At 73.7% G+C, this 15493-nt stretch carries 8 protein-coding genes; 1 reads left to right on the top strand and 7 read right to left on the bottom strand.

Going from position 1 to position 15493, the window contains the following annotated elements; genetic code table 11:
* Nucleotides 1–2 precede the first annotated feature (2 nt).
* The 7 genes from ACLQ29_RS21890 to ACLQ29_RS21860 form a co-directional block, all read right to left on the bottom strand.
* The gene (locus ACLQ29_RS21890; RefSeq protein ID WP_425773355.1) at nt 3–3035 is read right to left on the bottom strand and encodes an ATP-binding cassette domain-containing protein; all 3033 of its coding nucleotides are present in this window, start codon (nt 3033–3035) and stop codon (nt 3–5) included.
* A gap of 24 nt (nt 3036–3059) precedes the next feature.
* Complete coding sequence (locus tag ACLQ29_RS21885) at nt 3060–5243, bottom strand: NHLP family bacteriocin export ABC transporter peptidase/permease/ATPase subunit (RefSeq protein WP_425773354.1); 2184 nt, start codon at nt 5241–5243, stop codon at nt 3060–3062.
* Nucleotides 5240–6049: a hypothetical protein gene (locus tag ACLQ29_RS21880; RefSeq protein ID WP_425773353.1), complete on the bottom strand. Its 810-nt coding sequence runs from the start codon at nt 6047–6049 to the stop codon at nt 5240–5242. Before ACLQ29_RS21880 ends, ACLQ29_RS21885 begins: the two co-directional genes overlap by 4 nt.
* On the bottom strand, nt 6046–7509 hold the full coding sequence (locus tag ACLQ29_RS21875; protein WP_425773352.1) for a SagB/ThcOx family dehydrogenase: 1464 nt from the start codon (nt 7507–7509) through the stop codon (nt 6046–6048). The genes ACLQ29_RS21880 and ACLQ29_RS21875 overlap by 4 nt, the downstream gene beginning before the upstream one ends.
* A 52-nt stretch (nt 7510–7561) precedes the next feature.
* Nucleotides 7562–9835, bottom strand: a complete 2274-nt coding sequence (locus ACLQ29_RS21870) for a TOMM precursor leader peptide-binding protein (RefSeq protein ID WP_425773351.1) — start codon at nt 9833–9835, stop codon at nt 7562–7564.
* Between the two features lie 140 nt (nt 9836–9975).
* A complete protein-coding gene (locus ACLQ29_RS21865) occupies nt 9976–11001 on the bottom strand; it encodes a hypothetical protein (RefSeq protein ID WP_425773350.1) in 1026 nt (341 codons plus the stop codon).
* A gap of 151 nt (nt 11002–11152) precedes the next feature.
* A complete protein-coding gene (locus ACLQ29_RS21860) occupies nt 11153–14032 on the bottom strand; it encodes an ATP-binding protein (protein ID WP_425773349.1) in 2880 nt (959 codons plus the stop codon).
* Nucleotides 14033–14700: 668 nt separating this feature from the next.
* Here ACLQ29_RS21860 and ACLQ29_RS21855 point away from each other — a divergent pair.
* Entirely contained in the window at nt 14701–15321 is a 621-nt protein-coding gene (locus tag ACLQ29_RS21855; protein WP_425773348.1) for a hypothetical protein, read from the top strand.
* Nucleotides 15322–15493: the final 172 nt, after the last annotated feature.

The raw sequence follows: 15493 nt of genomic DNA, 5'->3' as shown, positions 1-15493 counted from the left end.
GGTCAGCCCGTCGCGGGCTGCCCGTCGGCCTGCCGGCTCCGCTCCACCGCGTCGGCCCGTTCCGGTTCGGTGAGCAGTTGCCGCCGCGCCAACCTGTGGAACAGCCCCTCCGGGTCGCCCATCAACTCGTCGAAGGTGCCCCGCTGGACGATCCGCCCCGCTTCGAGGACCACGATGGTGTCCGCCGCACGGACCGTGGACAGCCGGTGGGCGATGACCACCCGGGTCGCGGCCAGGGCCGCGGTGCTCCGGCTGACCACCTCCTGGGTCCGGTTGTCCAGTGCGCTCGTCGCCTCGTCGAGGAAGATGATCCGGGGCAGCGGCGCCAGCGCGCGGGCGATGAGCACCCGCTGACGCTGCCCGACGGAGAGCGTGCCGCCGCCGAACGGCACCATCGTGCTCATCCCCATCGGCAACGCCTCCAGGTCGTCGGCGAGGCCGGCCATCCGGGCCGCCTCCCAGACCTGATCCAGGGGGTAGCTGCCGGCGCCGCAGATGTTGTCCCGTACCGAGCCGGCGAAGAGCTGCCCGTCCTGCAGGACCACCCCGCACTGCCGGCGGACCGCGTGTACGTCGAGTTCGGAGAGGTCCTGGCCGTCGTAGAGCACCGCGCCCTGCTGCTGGCGTTCGAAGCCGAGCAGCAGTCGGAGCAGTGTGGACTTTCCGCAGCCGCTCGGTCCGACGATGGCGACGAACTCACCCGGGCGTACGTGCAGGTCGATGTCGACGAGCACCGGCGGATCGTCCGGCTGGTAGGCGAAGGTGAGCCGGTGCAGCGCGACCTCGCCGCGCAACTCGCCCGGGTCCACCCGGTCCGGACGCGCCTCGGGTTCGGCGCGCAGGATCTCCCGCAGGCTGCCGAGGCGGGGCACCGCCGCGATCACCTCGACCCCGGCCGACACCAGCACCAGCAGCGCGCCGAGCAGCATCGCGAAGCCGACGTTGAGGATGAAGAAGTCGGCCGGCGCGACCCGGCCGGCGAGCGGCCCCATCAGCACGGCGAACAGGACCAGTTGACCGGCGACCGGCAGCACGGTGCCGAAGGCGACCAGGCCGGCCTGACTCTGCCGGACCCGTTGCAGCGACGCGCGGGCCGTCGCGGCCACCTCCGACCAGCGCGCGTGGGCCCGGGTCTCGGCGGCGGCCAGCTTGATCTTCACGATGCCGCCGAGCAGCTGGTTGGTCATCGCCGCCGCCCGGTGCTCGGCCGGCAACGCGGACCGCTGCTGACGGACGATCAGGACGGCGAACGCGCCGAAGGTCAACATGGTGACGGCGACGATCCCCGCTCCCCACAGCCCGAGCACGGGCTCGACCACCAGGAGCATGCCGAGGGTCACCGCGACCGTCGCGGCCGCCGAGACGAGTTGCGGCAGCAACGCGCTCAGCGCCTCGCCGACGAACGAGATCCCCAACATCGAGTTGGCGATCTCACCGCTGCTGCGGCCGGTGAAGAACCGGGCCGGCAGCCGCATGAGCCGGTCCCAGATCGCCAACTGCGCACCGGACTGCAACCGGCCGTCCAACCGCAGCAGACGCAGGTTCTGCACCACGCCGACCAGCCCCGCGACCACCGCCGCGCTGAGCATCAGCGCGACGAAGCCGACCAGCCCGTTCACCTCGCCCCGCCGGGCCAGCTGGCCGAGCACCTCGCCGGTGGCCAGCGGCACGCCCAGGCCCAGCACCGCCACGCAGGCGGCGGCGAACAGCAGACCCCGTACGTCACGGGACGCGCCGACCAACCCGGCCCGCAGCAGGTGGCGCATCCGCGCGGTCGGCGGCAGCGGTGCCTGCACCTCGGTCGCCTCGGCGGCGAACGTCGCGGCCACCGTCGCGTCGATCGGGGCGTACGCCCGGGTGTCCGGGTCGACGTGGTGGTAGCGCCCGCGGCGGAACAGCAGCGGCACCGCCACGGCGTGCTCCGGGTCACCACCGGCCCGCCACCCCACAAGCGGACCCAGGTCGCGCCGCCACCAGCGGTCCGGCAGCCGCACGACACGGAGGAACAGGCTGGACGCCCGGGTCACCGCGTGCACCGCCGCCCGGTCGTCGAGCGGCGCGCGGCTGCGGTCGGCCGGCTCGTTGATCGGGGCGCCCATCCCCTCGGTGACCACCCGGAGCACCGAGGCCGCCCGCCCGTACCTGTCGAAGCCGGCCTCGGTGTCCGGGACCGGCACCGCACCGCCCGCGCCGATCACCCCGATCGACCGGCGGGCCGCCGCGGCGAGCACCGCCGCGTCGGTGAGCCGGCGCCGTCGCACGGCGCTCAGCAGGGCCGCGTCGGCCTCCTCGATCCGGGTCTCCACCATCCGCAACAGCCGGGCCACGTGCTGGTCGACGGCCGAGCGGAGCTGACCGTTGACAAGCAGGTCCCAGCTCCCGTGGCTCTCCACCGCGCACGGCGACTCGGCCACCACCCAGTCCCGCTCGGTGACCAGCAGCAGCTCCCGCTCCCCGGACATCTCCGCCGGGCCACCGTCGTTGCGGCGCAGCTGTCCGCCGGCGCTGCGCAGCCACCAGGCGCCACCGGTGGAGGTGAGGGCGCTCCCCTGCGCCAGCGAGATGATCTCGCGTCCGCACAGGGTGGACGCCTCGCGGGGCGCCTGCCCCCGGCGCAACGCGTCGGCGACGGTGACGAGCACCAGGTCCACCGCCTCGACCAGCTCCGTCGCGGCGGTCCGCGCCCGCAGCGACACCCCCTCGTCCGCCACCCGGCCGAGCCGGACGTGCCGCTCCAGCAGGGACAGGTGACGCCGGGACAGCCCGCGCAACTCCGTACCGGGCAGCGGCACCAGGATCAGCTGCCACGCACCGATCGCGGTGGACGTCGGCACCAGGCCACCGGCGGGCAGCCGGGCCACATGGTGGCGACGCGAGGGGCTCATCCCGGCCCGGCGCACCGCGAACAGGTCGGCCTCGCCCCCGGCCACCAGCCAGCCGGCCACCGGACCGTCCAGGCGGCAGACCTCGCGTACGCCGTCCGCGCAGAAGCCGATCAGGCCGCCGGCCGGGGGATCCTCCACCGCGCCACTCATCAGCGTCTCCTCGGTTCGTCGTGGTCAGTGGTCCCGGACCAGGCGCGCGTACGCCCCGTCCTGGGCGACCAGGTGCTCGTGGGTGCCGCGCTCGACCTCCCGACCGCCGTCCAGCACGACGATCAGGTCGCAGTCGCGGACGGTGGACAGCCGGTGGGCCACGATCAGGCAGGTCGCCCCCCGACGGCGCAGGTGCATGTCGATCCGGCGTTCGGTCTCGGCGTCCAGCGCGCTGGTGGCCTCGTCCAGCACCAGCACCCGGGGGTTGCGCACGAGCGCGCGGGCGATCTCCAGCCGCTGCCGCTGGCCGCCGGAGAAGTTGCGGGCGTTCTCCCGTACCGGGCTGCCCAGGCCACCCGGACGGGCCGCGACCTCGTCGTAGAGGCACGCGTCGGTGAGCGCGGTGACGACGTCCTCGTCCGCGACCGTGAGGTCCCACATGGTGACGTTGTCCCGGACCGTACCCTCGAACAGCCGTTGATCCTGGTCCACCATGGCGACGGTGGCCGCCCACAGACCGTCGTCGGCCGCGGCCCGTTCCAGGCCGTCGACGGTGACCCGTCCGGTCCAGGGCCGGTAGAGACCGGCGACCAGCCGACCCACAGTCGACTTGCCGCTGCCCGACCGTCCGACAAGCGCCACCCGCGCCCCCGGCGGCAGGTCCAGGCTGAAGTTCTCCAGCAGGGGACGGCCCAGCGGGTTGTAGCCGAAGGTGACCTCCTCGAGGCGCAGGTGCCCCTCCATCGGTGTCAACTGACGGGTGGGTTGGTCCTGGGCCGCCGGCAGTGGATACCGCTCCACGTCACGCAGCCGGTTGAGGTCGGCGCTCATGTCCTGCAGGCGCGAGCCCAGCGCGGTCAGATTGCCCAACGGGCGGTTCATCGCGGCGGCCAGGCTCTGCATGCCGACGAGCACGCCGACACTCATCGCCTCCGCCACGACCTGCCGGCTGCCCAAGCCGAGCAGCACCGCGGTGGTCGCCGAGGCGAGGAGCGCCGGCAGGACGGACAGCACCGCGGTGGGCACCCCCAGCCGCTGCTGACGGCTGGCGACGGTGGCATGGCGGGCCGCGAACCGGGCCACCGCGCGTTCCTCCTCGCCGCCGGCCTTCACCGTCTCGATCATCTGAACCGTGGTGTACACGGTGGTCACCAGCTTGCTGCGGTCCGCCTGCAGTCCGGCGACTGCCGTCGACCGGGTCGAGGCGACATAGCGGAGCACGCTGACGTTCAGCCCGGCGAGGACCACCGCGCACAGTCCGAGCAGCAGGTCGTACTGGCAGAGCAGTGCCCCGTACGCCAGCACCAGGCCGGTGTCCACCACGGTGGTGGCCGTCCGACGGGTCAGCACCTCGGCGACCACCTCGTTGCCGCGGACCCGCTGGCTGAGGTCGGCGGCCTGCCGCTGGTCGAAGAAGGCCGGCGGCAGCCGCAACAGATGTCGGAAGAACCGGGCGGCGCTGGCGAGGGCGAGCGCCGTCTCCGCGCGTACGGTCAGACGTTGCTGGAGCAGGCTGGCCAGGAAGGTCAGCACGGTGGCCACCGCCACCGCCGCCACCAGCCCGGCGAACGCGGCCCGGTCCTCCTGCAGCAGCACCCGGTCGACGAAGACCTTCGCCATCACCGGGATGGTCAGACCGACAACGGCGATCAGCAGGCCGAGCAGCAGCATCTGCGCGATCGCCGAGCCGGGGCCGCGCCACCGCTCGGCCAGCGCCCGCACCAGCCGGTAGCGGGTGCCGCCGGGCCGGAACTCCGGGCCGGGCTCCATGGTGAGCACGATGCCGGTGAAGGCACCGTCGAACTCCTCCCAGCTCACCGCCCGGGGACCGGTGGCCGGATCGTTTATGAAGACCTTGCGCCCGAGCCCCTCCAGCACCACGAAGTGCTCGAACCGCCAGAACAGCACCGCCGGCAGTGCCACGGTGGCCAGGCCGGCAAGGTCCATCTGGAAACCCTTGGCCACCATCCCGTACCGGCGGGCGCCCTTGAGCACGGTGGCCGCGGTGGAGCCGTCCCGGCTCACCCCGCAGACCCGGCGCAGCTCCTCCAGGGGCACGTGCCGTCCGTGGTGGGCGAGCAGGATCCCCAGCGCGGCGGCACCGCACTCCACCGCCTCCATCTGGATCAGGGTGGGCGTACGGACGCGTCGCCGCCGGATCCTGGGCAGCGCCGGCGTGCCGCTGGCGGCTGTCGTCGGCGCGCTCATCGCCGCAGCAACCAGTCGATCGGGTGTTCCCGGTCCACCGTGAACCACGCCGTGACCTCGCTTGCCGAGTTGAGCTGGAACGGCGGCGGGGACTTGGTCCAGCGCAGGCCGCCCGGGGCGGCCGGGTCGGGCTCCAGGGCGACGGTCACCCGGACCACGCTGCCGCGGGCGAGCAGCCGCCGGACGTCCGGCCCGGTGCCGAGGAAGGCGCGCAGCGAGGCCTCGGTCTCCGGAAACGCGCCGACGGTGGTCACCTGGCCGGCCAGGGTGCCGAACACGTTGCGCGGCGCGGCCGCGGCGGCCACCTCGACGAACACCCCGGGTTGCAGCAGCGGCGCGGCGACGGCCGGGGCGTAGACGACGGCCTGCAACGCGTCCCCGGCGGTGTCGAGTCGTTCCAGGTCGGCCAGGTGCGTGCCCGGGGTGACGATCTCACCCTCGGAGACCAGCCAGGCCACGACGTACGCGTCGCCCGGCGCGGTCTCCACCCGTACCTTGCCGTCCGGTGTGCGCAGGCTGTAGAGGGGGGTGCCCTTCGGCACCCGCTGGTGCGGCGCCGCCCACACCTTCGTGACCTGGCCGCTGTCGAGCGCGTCGAGGGCCGAGATCCCGTTCGAGTGGATCAGCACCCCGGCCGCCTCGACGGTCCGGGGCACCACCGTGCGCACCGACCAGACACCCGCCGCGACCACGACGATGACGAGCGCGGTGGTGGCCAGCCAGTTCGGCACCGTGGTCAGCCGTACCGCCCGGTCCAGTTGCTCGGGCGCCTCCAACTGGCGCAACGCCTGCCGCCGGAACTTCATGGCCGGCCCCCCGCCGCGGCCGGGCCGGTGGAGCGGCGCGAGCCGAGCAGGAAGTCGGCGACGCTCGGCTCGACGAGCGGGTCGAGCCCGGACAGCTCGGCGAAGGACTGGGAGTCCCCGGCGCCGAGAGCGCAGGGCGCCAACCCCATGGCGGTGGCGACGAGATACATCTGCTGGGTCAGCACACCCGCGTCCTTGAGAATCATGGCGTAGCTCATCCCTTCGTACTTCCACATGAGCCGCTGGACCCGGGCGGTGACCACCAGGACCGTCTGCGGTGGCCGAGGCAGGGCGCCGGCCGCCCGGGCGTACGCCAGCAGCCGGTCCGCGGCCGGCCCCCAGCCGGCGACCGGCTCCAGCCGGTGTCCGACCGCGTCGTAGTGGTAGAGCCCGGGGTCGAGCCCGGCGCAGCGCGCGACAAGTGGATAGATCTCCAGCTCGTAGACTCCGCCGCCGCCCGGGTAGGGCCGGTGGCCGACCTCCTGCCCACCGGTCTCGCCGACGGCGTTCGTGTGCTGCGACCGGTACAGGAACTCGGCGAGCCGCTCCAGGGGCAGCGGTGCCGCGTCGTCGTGGTCGCGCACGCTGCGGCGGTCCGTGACGACCTGGCTGAACGCGGGGTCCGCCTTGGTGATGGTCGCCAGGTCCGGCAGTGGCAGCTCGACCGCCCGACCCCCGTCGTACGGGCGACGCAGCGGAAGCGGTGCGAAGCGTTCCCGCATCCGGTAGGTGCCACCCACCGGCAGCGCGTGCCGGCCGGCCCGGGAGCGGTGGTGCAGCCGCAACTCCTCGGGCGACCAGTAGGCAAGCGGGGCGTCGTCGCACTCCGCCGTGAACTCGGCGTCGGTGACCAGGATCCGGGCGGTGGCCAACTCGTCGAGCACCCGTCCGGCGGCTTCCGGCGGCACGCCGAGCGTGCGGGCCACCGCCTCGGGTCCGACGCCCGGCACGGCGGCGGCCAGCACCGCGCCGAGGGCGGCGTCGGCGCAGCCGACCGCGATCGTGCTCAGCGGCGATGCGGCCATCAGCATGCCGTGTTCGTGCTGGAGGGTGGCGAAGCGGGAGAGCCGGTAGCGGACCCCGGGTGCGTGCAGGCGGCTCTCCGGCAGACTGCCCCGACCCAGGCCGGTGGGCACCAGGTCGAGCAGCGCCCGGTCGTCGACCTGGACGCGCCGCTCCAGCCAGGAGTGGGCGAGCAGCCGGCGCAGCAGAAGCTGCGCGGGCAGCACCCGGTTCTCCCCCTCCAGCCCGCTGATCAGCCGGCCGACCTCGACGTCGTTGACCCAGTCGGCGGCGAGCCGCAGCAGCAGCGCCCGCCGGCCCATGCCCGGTTGGTCCAGGGTGAGCTGGAAGCGGGTCTGCCGCAGGGTCAGTGAGCCGTCCTCCCCGAGTCGCAGTTCCGCGTCCCGGCGCAGCCGGTACGACTCCTGCACCGGCGGACCGCCGACGGAGCCGCTCACGCCGGCCGCCCACCGACCGGGTCCACCATGCTGGTCATCTGCGTGTCCCTCACTAGAAGAAGACGTTCAGCGGATTGGCCGACGTCTCGTCGACGGCCAGCGGGTTCCGGCCGAGACGGGCCGGCACGTCCCACAGCCGGCCCGGACCGAGCCGGCGCCAGAAGTGCCGCAGGCCCGGCACGACGACCTTCACGACCGCCAGGTCGACGTCCGGACGGGACTGGTCGACGACGATCACCTCCAGGCCGGCCCGCTCCGCCCGGCGTACGCACCGCCGCACGTCGTCCCCGACGTCGCCGGTGGTCAGCGCCGGGTGGTCCACGGCGGTGCGCGGCGTCCGGGTGGGATCCGGGGCCAGCCAGGGCTGGTCGGCCACCCGTACGGCACCGAACCAGCGCGCGGTGTCCGGGTCGTCGACGCCGTACCGGTTAGCGGAGGTCGGTCCGGCCACGGCGGGCAGGAACTGGTTGACCTCGGTGAGCGCCCGGGTCAGCGCGACCCGCGCGTCCAGGTGCGCGCCGAAGCCGACAAGCACGTCCTCCGGCCCCGCGCCGAGCCGCCGGGACACCGCGGCGAACGTGGGTACGCCGAGGTCGGCGGTCAGGTCCAGCGCCCACAGCTCACGGCCGAGGGCGGTGGCGTGGTGGTCGACGCAGGCGGCGGTCCACGGGTCGGCGAACGAGGCGAGGTCGACCCCGGGCATCCGGGATCTGTGGTACCACCACAGGGCGACGCTGTCGCGCTCCACGAGTTCGCAGAAGCCCTGCACGATCGCCTCGGACCGGGTGCCGCCGGCCGCGCAGCCGTTCGAGTCGGCCGAGCACACCCCCAGCCCGGTCAGTTCCGGATGCCCGTACCAGCAGTGCGCGGCGGGCAGCTCGCGCGGCGCCTGACGGGTCAGCGACCAGCCCGTGGTCCAGTCCAGCTCCACGTCGTCGGGCAGTGGGCGGGGAACGCGGTGCAGGTGGCCCAGGTCGCGGTTGAGCCGGTCCCGGTCGGCGTACTGGCGTTCCGAGTACAGCAGCAACTCCCGCAGGTGCACCGCCCGGTCCGGGCCGAGCTGCCGGTAGGTGGCCCGGTGCACCGGGCGGTCGCCGCGCCACACCCCGCAGTAGCGCTCCACCGCCTCCCCGACCGCGCTCATCCGGGCCTGCAGGTCGGTCCGGCCCTTGCCGCCGCTCTGCCCGCGCAGGTTGCGGCGCAACGCGGCGAGCTGGCGGGGCTGGGCGAAGTTGTGCCCGGCCGAGTAGGTGTGGGTGACGCCGTTGTCGGTCGCCTCCAGCGGGGTCAGCCGACTCACCACACCCAGATACCTGCTGACGTGGTGGGCGAGCGCGGCGTACGCCTCGGCGGGTTCCCGGGTACGGGACTCCCCGCCCCGACTGGGCTGGGCGCCGCTCGGGGGTAGGTCGATCCGGGGCTCGGCCTTGCCGACGAGGTCCGGGTCGCCGCAGGCGGGGCACTGCGGCTGGCGTACCAGCTGGTGGCTCTCCGTGCTCAGGTCCCGGGTGTCCAGGGCGACCATGCGGCCGGTGAGGCGCGGTGACGTGCCCCGGACAGCGAGCACGGCGAGTTCGGCGGCGAGCAGCCCGGCGGCCATGGTGGCAAGTCCGGGCAGGACCGCGCGGCCGGGCTGCGGCAGCGGAGCGGCCAGCTCCTGCCCGTCGAGGAAGGCGTTCACCTGTTCGTTCTCCTGCCACCGCTGCCGCAGGCAGGCCCAGCATCCGGTGCGGCCCGGCACCAGGTGCGGGCCGAGGAAGACGACGTTGCCGTGCGGCCGGGCCAGCGTCCACGATCGTCCGGCGGCCAGGTGGCGGTCGTTGACCAGCGCCAGGCGGGGGTCGAGCATCGACGACGGCAGCACCAGCACCTGGGCGGTGCCCGGGTCGGGGTCGGTCTGGTCCGGTCCGACCACTGTCACGGCGAGCCCGAGGCCGCGCAGCGCGTCGGCGGTCTCGGCCACCCGGGGCGCGCCGAGGTCCACGATGGTGACCGCCCCGCCAGCCATCCACAGTTGGCCGGCCTCGGGTGGAACACCCCGGGCGTCCCAGCCGGCGGCCTCGGCCGGTGAGGTGTGCGCCGGACCTGCCACCAGCAGGCCGTGGTCGCGCAGTCGGGCGAGGGCGGCGGCGACGGCGGCGACCGGGTGTCGGGTGGCCAGCCGAGCCACCACGTCGGCCAGCGGCGCGACGCCGTCGAGCTGGTCGGCCAGGTCCGCGGCGACCGGGTCGTCGATGAGCAGGCTGCGGGTCTCCCCCAGCACCACGAGCGGGCCGTCGGGCAGCCGCACCGGCACGTAATCCGATCGGAAGCGCGGACGCCACATGGTTCCTCCCGAGCCTGGTGGCCGGACGGCCGGCCCCGCCGGCGATCACGGCTGCTGTCATCGTCGCGGTCCCGGGCGTTCGATCCGAGTGATGCCACAGGTTTCTGCCGCCGGCGGCGTCGTCGACGCCCGATGGCAGGTCAGCCGGCGGTGACGGTCAGCGCGGTGTCGTTGAGCCCCAGCACCGACGTGCCGGTGGCCTGCGGGGGAACCAGCAGCACGAACGTCTCCACCCGGGTGACCCGGATCGACGTGCCGCGGACCGCCGTGCGATGACCGGTGGCGATCAGATCCGGGCTCTGCGGCACCATCTGGACGGTGGCCGGGCCGCCGGGCGCGGGACGCAGCGTGTCGGTGGCGTGGATCGTCAGGAAGGTGAGCGTGCCGGTCGGCACGGCCACCGCGCAGTCCGACCACTCCGCCCGGTCCATCGTCCGCCGCGCCGCCGCGCCGACACCGGCGAGCTGCTGCCCGTAGACCTCCCAACCGCCGGCGAACTGGCCGTCGAGCAGCGGGCTCGACGCGACGAGGGACCGGTTGCCCGTCGTGGAGCCGATGCTGCGGGCGAACACCTCGGCGGCGAGGGCCCGGCGACTGGTCTCGTCAAGCGCGGTCCCGCCCGCCGTGGCCGGCCGGCCGTCGATGCTCCGGGCGGCCACAAGCGACGGTTGGGTGACCTGGACGTTGTGGCTGAGCTTCCACTGGCCGTCGGCGCCCCGCACGAACTGGCTCACGTCGGTCGGCGCCAGCTCCGAGCCGGTCAGCCGCAGAGTGGCCGTGACGAGGAAGCAGGCCGGGTCGCCGGGCGGCACCGCGAAGGCGGGGTTGATGTGCTGGAAGGACGGTTGCGTTCGTTGGTTGTAGGTGGCCCGGCGTACCGCGGCGATGCTCAGGTCCAGCGAGGGCGGGACCTCCTGGGCCCGCAGCGCCTCGACGTCGCCGGCCACCGAGGCCGCCGAGTCGGCCTGGTCGAAGGCGGTGAGCACGAGCGCGGCCCGGTCCCGACCGAAGGCCGCCGAACCCTGGGGCGCCGGGGTGGCCGCGTCCACCGGCTCGCCACCACAGCCGGCCAGCACGAGCAGCGCCACCGTGGCGGCGGCGAACGGCATCGCCGGCACCGGCGCGGTGAGGGTACGCGGGCTCCTGACGGATCTACTGCCCAGCATCTGGTCCTCCATCCACCACCGGTGCACGGGATTCGCGCCCGATGCAGTCGAGTATGTGAGCGGCTGTGGGGCCACGACGGTGGCGGCGCGGCCTCGTGCTGCCCGGCCTGTCGACGTCGCACGAAACGATGTCATCCGGCCCGGGAGGTGGTCATCGATCGGTGTCATCGAGCCGAGCGACCCAGGCGACCAGAGCCGACCGGGAGGCGACGCCCGCCTTGCGGTAGATGCGGGTCAGGTGCGCCTCGACGGTGCGGGGGCTGATGTTCAGTTGCCGCCCGATCAGTCGGCTGGTGGCCCCGGTCGCCGCCAGCCGCGCGATGTGCCACTCCCGGTCGGTCAGGGCGGCGACCTCGCGCGGGCCGACCGGACGGGCCAGCCGCAGACCGACCCGTTCCGTCCCGCACCACCCGGCCAGTTCCAGCGCGCGGCGGCGGGCCCGCGCCGCCAGGCCGGTCTGGTCCGCGGCCTCTGCCGCCCGGGCCAGCGAGGCCAGTGCGAGGCTGCGCCGGAGCGCCATCCCGCCGGAGCGGAACAGGTCGGCCGCGGTCTCCAGGTGCGGCAGCGCCGCCGCGGCCTCGCCGCGGGCGAGCAGCACCTCGCCGTACGCGGACTCGGCGAAGCCCCGCTGCCCGGGCAGCCCTACCTGGTCTGCCTCGGCCAGCGCCAGCCGCGCCTGCCGCTCGGCGTCGGTCAGGTCACCCGCGGCGAGGGCGGCGGCGCAGAGCAGCTCGAACCACCTGGGCCGGAGGGTGCTCTGGAGACGGCTCAGCCGGCTGTCGCCGCCGGCCGACCGCACCAGGTCGGCACAGGTCGCCGGATCACCGGACAGCAGCGCGGCGGTCGCCAGCGCCGTCGCGGCGGTACGCCCGCACCAGGTGGCGAGGTCGGTGGCGATGCCGGCGGCGCTGCGGGCCAGCGCCACCGCCCGGTCGTCGTCGCGCAGGCCACCACGCCACGCCGTCGCCTCCGCCTCGAACGCCAGGGCGAAGCTCAACAGGTGGTGACTGCCGATGCGTCGGGCGACGATGCCCGCCTCGGTGGCCAGTCCGATGGCGATGGGCAGTTGGCCGCCGTGGTAGGCCACCTGACTGCGGCCGAGCAGCAACTGGCACAGCCCGTCGTCGCGGTGCGAGGCGCGGACGAGCGTCAGCCCACGGTCGAGGTGCCGTTCCGCGTCGGCATGCCGTTCGAGGTACAACTCCGTGAGGCCGAGCGCGGTGAGGCAGTCGGGGTGGTCCCGCACGTCCCCGTCCGGCAGCGAGTCGACGATCCGGGCACCGGCGTCGAGCAGGCCCCGGGCGTCGTCGAGCGCACCGTCGTGGACGGCGGCCAGACTGCGGACGGCCAGCAGGCCGGCCCGGTCCGCGCCGGAGCCGCCGAGATCTCCGCCGAGCACGTCGGGCAGCCCGGCGGCCGGGCGGCCGGCCAGGATGCCGGCGACGCCGATCTCGGTGGCGAGTCGGTAACCACCTGTGGGTCCGGCCTCGGCGGGCAGGGCGGCCAGCTCGCGTCGGCTGATCGCCGCCGCTTCGGCGTAGTTGCCGAGCAGGCGTTCCACGCGCGCCCAGAGCGCCACTGCCTGCGCCCGTCGTCCCAGTGGGTCGGCGGGGAACAGCGGCACGATCTCCTGCAGCAGCGCCCGGCTCTCGGCCAGGTCACCCCCCTCCCCGATGATCTGGGCGAGCACGAGTGACACCTCGTGGCGACGCTGCGTCAGGCCCGCCGTCGGCCGCAGCGCACGCAGCGCCAGCCGCAGCCAGCGGATGGCCAGGTCCGGTGTCTCGCACCGGACCTCCTGCGCGGCCCGGCAGAGCACTGTGACGCAGCGGTCGACCCAGCGGCCGTTCGGGAGGGCGAGCAGACGCTCCGCGTAGCGGGCCCGGTCCGCGGGTGGGGCGCCCAGCTCGACAAGCGCGGTCAGCGCCCGCCCGCACGCCTCCGCCTGCCACGCCGGGTCGGTGTCCTGAGCGACGGCCATGCGCAGCACCGGGTGCCGGAAGGCGAACCGTCCGGCGCCGGGGACACGGCGGATCAGGTCGAGCCGGGCCAACCGCCAGCCGACCTCGACCGCCAGTGCCGCCGGGACCTGCGCGACCTCGGCGAGCAGATCCGTGGAGAAGGGCGCGTCGACGATCGCCCCGGCCCGTAGGCAGGCCAGGTCGACGGGGGGCAGGCCGCTCCACTCGCGGCGCAACTCGGCCACCGACGCGTCGGACAACCGGGCACCGGGTGTCGCACGGGTCGGATCGGCGTCCGTCGAGGTGGGGTCGACCGGCAGCGCCGCCAGGTAACCGGGGATGCCGCCGGTCAGGTCGTACCGGGGGCGCATCTCCGCGGGGCCGACGCAGGGGTGCAGCAGCGCGACCTCCGCGAGGCTGAGCGGTTGCAGCTCGATCCGATCGCGTGACGTCGTCGCCGCATCGGCATGTTCGCCGGGATCTGGTGGGCCGAACGGCATCGGGGTCGCCATCTGCCGCGGGCGGTAGACGAGCACGAGCAGCAGCGGGGCGGGCACCGGATACCGCAGCAGGTGGGCGATCAACCCGGTGGAGGATGCGTCCGCCCAGTGCAGGTCGTCGAGGACCAGCACCAGACCGTCCCGGGCGGCCAGGCCGATCAGCCGACGGGCCAACTGGTAGGTCCGGAACCGCTGGGCGTCCGAGGCCCGCGCCGGCGCCGGCGGCACCTCGGCGGCGGACTCGGCCCAGGTCTGCCCGCTGCACCGTCCGGCGGGCAGCCCGCGTCGGGGTGACTGCCCCGCCGTGAAGGCGTGCCGGAACACGTGGAAGGGAACTCCTCGCTCATCCGGCGAGCAGGTCCCGACGGCCCAGGCGACGGCGGGGACGTTCCGTTCCAGTGCCTCGTGGACGAAACGCGTCTTGCCGATGCCCGGCTCCCCGACCACCTCGCAGACCATTTGCCAGCCACGGTTGAGCACGGCGGCCTGGGCTCTCCTGATGTGCGCCAACTGTGGTTGCCGCCCGACGAAGCGCGGGCTTGTTGACGCGCTTTCCAGCCCAGATTTCATCACGCAGACCAGACGCCTTCCGGCACGCTCCAGGGGAATTGGAGGCACTATACCGGTGCACCGTCAATTGTCGAAAGATACCGATGCGAACGGCTCCTATTCGGCAAGTTGCACGTCCGGGCGCGGTTCTTTCCCGGGATCGCACCACACCTACCGAAACGGACCGGTCACCCAAACGGTGGAACGATGTCCCTGAACCATCCTAAATCGCCCACCTGTCGCGCCACGGTGCCCGGGGAGCGGTTCCCCGGACGGCAGGGCCCCCTGCGCGGCTCCGACCAGGACAGTCGGGTAATCAGCGCAGGGCCGCACCCGCCGGGATACCACCATGTTCATCGCCGCCTATGTCAATCCCGGGGCCATCAGGGCTTGCGAACTGCGCCGACGCACGGGTCTCGACGGCGACAAATGGCCGGGACCTCTCGCATAATTGGCCACCCTCTGCCGACCGTGAAGAAGTGAGCACAGCAGGAAGCGGTGGCCGCAAGCACACGAAGGGACAAAAAATAAAAGCCGTAGGCGTCGCGCGGACGGAAACGGGCGGAGCACCCTCTCGGTCGATCGATGCTCGGGCCACACGCGGCAGCCGGGGTGCGGCCCGCCGAGCCGTCGACCCCAGCGCGGGACGCTGTCCACCAACATGGACGCCGCCCGACGATAATGGCCGGGTGCTGACACCCGATGGCTGGTGGGACGCGGTAGAGCCACGGCTGCTGACGCAGATAGACGAGGCCCTGTGCACGGATCGACTGATCCAGGCGATCCTCCTCCTGCGCGGGGAAGGCGGACCGCAACCGCGACCTGGCCTGTACGAGGCACAGGGTCTGCTGGTCGAGCGACGCGCCGAACTGGACCGACAGGGCCTGCTGCCGCCCGAGCCACCGCCGCCGACGACCACGCAGCTCATCGCGAAGGTCGACGCCATCGCCGCACCGATCCTCGCGGTCGAAGCCTGTTGGGACGGCGACTCCCGGGGTTGGTGCGTCGACCTGGTGGCGATCGTCAGCCGACCGGGCCGAGACCACGATCACGTCGACGAGGTGCGGTTGGCGACGCTCCGAGAGGGCAGCGACATCCGCCTGTTCAACGGGCAGGTGCCGCCGTGGCCGGAGGCGCAACAGGCGATCGAGCACGGCCAGGCGATCGCACGGCATTGCGGCGTGCCGTTCCACTTCGCCAGCCCGGAAACGCCGGACGTGGATCTGCCACGCTGGTGGGACACCCGACCCGCCGGCCGCACCGAGCACCCGGCTCAGCAGCCCGGCGGCACCCGGAGATCATCGCGTTGACCGTCACCGGGATCCGCCGACTCCTCGACGCCTTCGTCCTCGCCCTGCCACTACCTCCAGCGCAGACTCGGCCACTGAGCTTGAGACTTACTCGTCTAGTACGACAGCCGCCATTCGTGATCATGGTTGGAATTCGAGGTTGAGGCGGCGGGCGTAGTGGGCTCGTCTGGCT

Origin of the sequence: Micromonospora sp. DT228, assembly GCF_049841595.1 — a bacterium.
In the GTDB taxonomy this organism is placed as follows: domain Bacteria; phylum Actinomycetota; class Actinomycetes; order Mycobacteriales; family Micromonosporaceae; genus Micromonospora.
The sequence above is the reverse complement of the archived record's forward strand: the minus strand, read 5'-3'. Positions and strand labels throughout refer to the sequence as shown.

Excerpts from the sequence above, each read along its gene's own strand:
- ACLQ29_RS21890 (WP_425773355.1), bottom strand. The coding sequence starts at position 3,035 with ATGAGTGGCGCGGTGGAGGATCCCCCGGCCGGCGGCCTGATCGGCTTC.
- ACLQ29_RS21860 (WP_425773349.1), bottom strand. The coding sequence starts at position 14,032 with ATGAAATCTGGGCTGGAAAGCGCGTCAACAAGCCCGCGCTTCGTCGGG.
- ACLQ29_RS21880 (WP_425773353.1), bottom strand. The coding sequence starts at position 6,049 with ATGAAGTTCCGGCGGCAGGCGTTGCGCCAGTTGGAGGCGCCCGAGCAA.
- ACLQ29_RS21870 (WP_425773351.1), bottom strand. The coding sequence starts at position 9,835 with ATGTGGCGTCCGCGCTTCCGATCGGATTACGTGCCGGTGCGGCTGCCC.
- ACLQ29_RS21885 (WP_425773354.1), bottom strand. The coding sequence starts at position 5,243 with ATGAGCGCGCCGACGACAGCCGCCAGCGGCACGCCGGCGCTGCCCAGG.
- ACLQ29_RS21865 (WP_425773350.1), bottom strand. The coding sequence starts at position 11,001 with ATGCTGGGCAGTAGATCCGTCAGGAGCCCGCGTACCCTCACCGCGCCG.